This window comes from Rhizobacter sp. P2_H2, assembly GCF_056403375.1.
The window spans coordinates 1-2,882 of record NZ_JBFUFP010000721.1 but is presented as its reverse complement, the minus strand read 5'-3'; the positions used below and the strand labels follow the sequence as shown (position 1 = coordinate 2,882).

Sequence of the window (2,882 nt, the reverse complement as noted above, 5' to 3'; positions counted from 1 at the left end):
GCGCGCGCGCACCCGGCGCAGGTGGCGGTGCGCACCGTGTATGACGAGGCGCTCGCGCACCGCATCATCGCCGGCAGCGACGCGCTGCTGATGCCGTCGCGCTTCGAGCCCTGCGGGCTGACGCAGCTGTACGCGCTGCGCTACGGCACGCTGCCGGTGGTGCGGCGCGTCGGCGGGCTGGTCGACACGGTGGTCGACGCGACCGACGAGACGATCCGCACCGACCGGGCGACCGGCTTCTCGTTCGAGCCGGCCAGCTCGATGGCGCTGGAGGTCACGGTCGACCGGCTGCTGCACGCCTTCGGCCAGCCGGCGCTGTGGCAGCAGCTGATGCGCCGCGCGATGGCGCAGGAGTTCTCGTGGGACGTGGCCGCTGCTTCCTACATGCGGCTGTACGCCCAGTGCCGGACGAAGTGAGCCGGCCCCCCCGAATGGGGGCGCCAATCTTGTCGATGGAATTTGCGAGCGAACGCGTTCAAAGTTCGCCCCGACCGGCAGTGGCGCCGGCGTGGAGCAGGGCATGCATTTCCAGGAGCAGACGGTCGGCGACTTCAAGATCTACGCCGGGGCGATCGAGGCGGCGCACGGCGGCTACGTGGCCGCGGTGGTGGTGAAGCAGGTGCATGGCAGCGGCGCGCCGTGCGAGGTGTTCCGTGACGAGGCCATGTGCGACGGCCGCTGCTGGACCGACCCGGAGTCCGCGCTGCACTATGCGTTGACGGCCGGGCGATCGGTGATCCGGGATCGGGCGCGGCTCGAAAACGCCTGAAAACTCACGCGCCGCGCCCCTAGAATCGCCAGCTTCCCCGTCACCCGAACCCATCATGACCCTTCGTTTGAGCGGCCTGACCGGCCTGACCTTTGCCCTGTTCGCCACGGCCTGCGCGAGCCCCGTGCCGGAACCCGAGGCGCAGCCGCAGGACCAGACGCAGGCGAATGCCGCCCCGCTGTGCGAAGTCAAGCCGCGCATCGGCTCCAACATCGTCGCGCGCGACTGCAGCAAGCCGAAGGCGGACGACGGCGTCCCGGTGGGCGCGCTGCTGGGCACGCGCAACATGCACAAGCCGTCGGCTTCCGGCCACTGAACCCGGTCGGCGCATAAGCAACTGCGCATTGCGTCGTTGCCGCCGCGTGGGGCGGCGCTTAGCGTCGCGGGCTCCGTCATTGTCGAGAGCCCATCGATGCCGTACCCTGATCTTCCTGGCGACCCGATCCGCCGCCTGATGCTGGCGGCCGCCGCGGCGAGCCTGCTGCCCGCCGCCGTGCGCGCGGCCGATGCCGACACCGTGCGCATCGGCTTCCAGAAGTCGTCCACGCTGATGATCTTCCTGAAGTCGCGCGGCGTGCTCGAACAGGCGCTGGCAGCGCTGAAGGTCCGCGTGACCTGGCATGAGTTCACCTCGGGGTTGCCGCTGCTGGAGGCGCTGAACATCGGCGCGATCGAGCTGAGCGCCGATGTGGCCGATGCGGTGCCGCCGTTCGCGCTGGCCGCTGGCGCGAAGCTCACCTACTGCGCGATCGAGACGCCGTCGCCCCAGGCGCAGGCGATCGTCGTGCCGAAGGACTCCCCGATCACCGATGTCGCGCAGCTGAAGGGCCGCAAGGTCGCTTTCGCGAAGGGCGCCGGCGCGCACTACCTGCTGCTGGAGGCACTCGCGAAGGCCGGCCTGTCGATCGGCGACATCGAGCCGGCGTACCTGAGCCCGGCCGATGCGCGCGCCGCCTTCGAGAACGGCAGCGTGGCCGCCTGGGTGATCTGGGATCCATTCCTCGCCGCGGTACAGCGCCAGGCCGGCGCACGCATCCTGCTCGACGGCGGTTCGCTGTCGAGCTACCGGCGCTTCTACCTTGCCGCGACGCCGTATGCGCAGCGGCGCCCGGACGTGCTCGGTGCCGTGTTCGCCGAGCTGCAGCGGGCCGGAGAGTGGATCAGGAAGAACCCCGGCCCCGCGGCCGAATGGCACGCGCCGGTGATCGGCCTCGATGCCGCGACCGTGACCGCGGCCAACCAGCGGCGCAGCTACAAGGTGCAGGCCGTCGACGCGGAGGCCCTGGCCGAGCAGCAGCGCATCGCCGATGCCTTCACGCAGGCGCACATCCTGCCGCGCCGCGTCGTGATCGCGGACTCGCCGGTGTGGCGGCCCAGCTGACGCCGTACCGAAAGATCTGACGCCACGCGTCGGCGTTGCAACATGATGTGTGACCGGCGGGGGTGGATCGTGTCGGACAGGGGGCGAGTGGCGCGTGGTCCCATGCTTGCATGCCGAGGGCCATGTCATCGTCCCGTCCCCCCATCCGATCCTCGGCTGCGCTGCTGAGCCTGTTCATGCTCGTTGCCTGCGGCGGCGGCAGCGACAGCAGCGAGGTCAGCCAGAACCCGCCGACCGGCAATGCGCCGAGCCCGTCGCCTGCACCGGCTCCCGCGCCCGCACCCGCGCCGGCTCCTTCGCCCGCTCCGTCTCCGGCGCCCGCGCCAGCGCCAGCGCCAGCGCCTTCTCCTGCACCGGCACCTGCGCCTGCGCCAGCCCCAGCCCCAGCCCCAGCCCCAGCCCCAGCCCCAGCCCCAGCCCCAGCCCCAGCCCCGGCGCCAGCGCCAGCGCCAGCGAGCGACACCGCCTTCTCCGCCATCGACACCAGCAACCGTGCCGAGGTGCTCGCGCGCTACCAGGACGGCTTCATCGCGCTGCGCAAGACCTCGTTCAGCTGGAGCGGCAACGTCACCGGCTGCGCGGCCGGCGACACGCCGCTCGCGTACAAGAACGCGGTGGTCAAGCTGGTCAACTACTACCGCGCGATGGCCGGCCTGCCGGGCGACGTGACGCTGTCGCTGCCGAAATCGGCCCAGGCCCAGCAGGCGGCGCTGATGTTCGATGCGAACGACC

At 71.3% G+C, this 2,882-nt stretch carries 5 protein-coding genes; all 5 read left to right on the top strand.

Features of this window, described 5'->3' with window-relative positions; all coding sequences use genetic code 11:
• Nucleotides 1-417, top strand: a 417-nt coding sequence (locus AC1D15_RS25245; RefSeq protein ID WP_477828142.1) for a glycosyltransferase, incomplete at its 5' end; no start/stop codon positions are given.
• Nucleotides 418-520: 103 nt separating this feature from the next.
• Nucleotides 521-769: a hypothetical protein gene (locus AC1D15_RS25240; protein WP_169675417.1), complete on the top strand. Its 249-nt coding sequence runs from the start codon at nucleotides 521-523 to the stop codon at nucleotides 767-769.
• Nucleotides 770-824: 55 nt separating this feature from the next.
• The gene (locus AC1D15_RS25235; protein ID WP_477828141.1) at nucleotides 825-1,085 is read left to right on the top strand and encodes a hypothetical protein; all 261 of its coding nucleotides are present in this window, start codon (nucleotides 825-827) and stop codon (nucleotides 1,083-1,085) included.
• Between the two features lie 96 nt (nucleotides 1,086-1,181).
• The gene (locus tag AC1D15_RS25230) at nucleotides 1,182-2,150 is read left to right on the top strand and encodes an aliphatic sulfonate ABC transporter substrate-binding protein (protein ID WP_477828140.1); all 969 of its coding nucleotides are present in this window, start codon (nucleotides 1,182-1,184) and stop codon (nucleotides 2,148-2,150) included.
• Between the two features lie 500 nt (nucleotides 2,151-2,650).
• A partial coding sequence (locus AC1D15_RS25225) for a hypothetical protein (RefSeq protein ID WP_477828139.1) occupies nucleotides 2,651-2,882 on the top strand: 232 nt, incomplete at its 3' end.

Excerpts from the sequence above, each read along its gene's own strand:
- AC1D15_RS25240 (WP_169675417.1), top strand. The coding sequence starts at position 521 with ATGCATTTCCAGGAGCAGACGGTCGGCGACTTCAAGATCTACGCCGGG.
- AC1D15_RS25235 (WP_477828141.1), top strand. The coding sequence starts at position 825 with ATGACCCTTCGTTTGAGCGGCCTGACCGGCCTGACCTTTGCCCTGTTC.
- AC1D15_RS25230 (WP_477828140.1), top strand. The coding sequence starts at position 1,182 with ATGCCGTACCCTGATCTTCCTGGCGACCCGATCCGCCGCCTGATGCTG.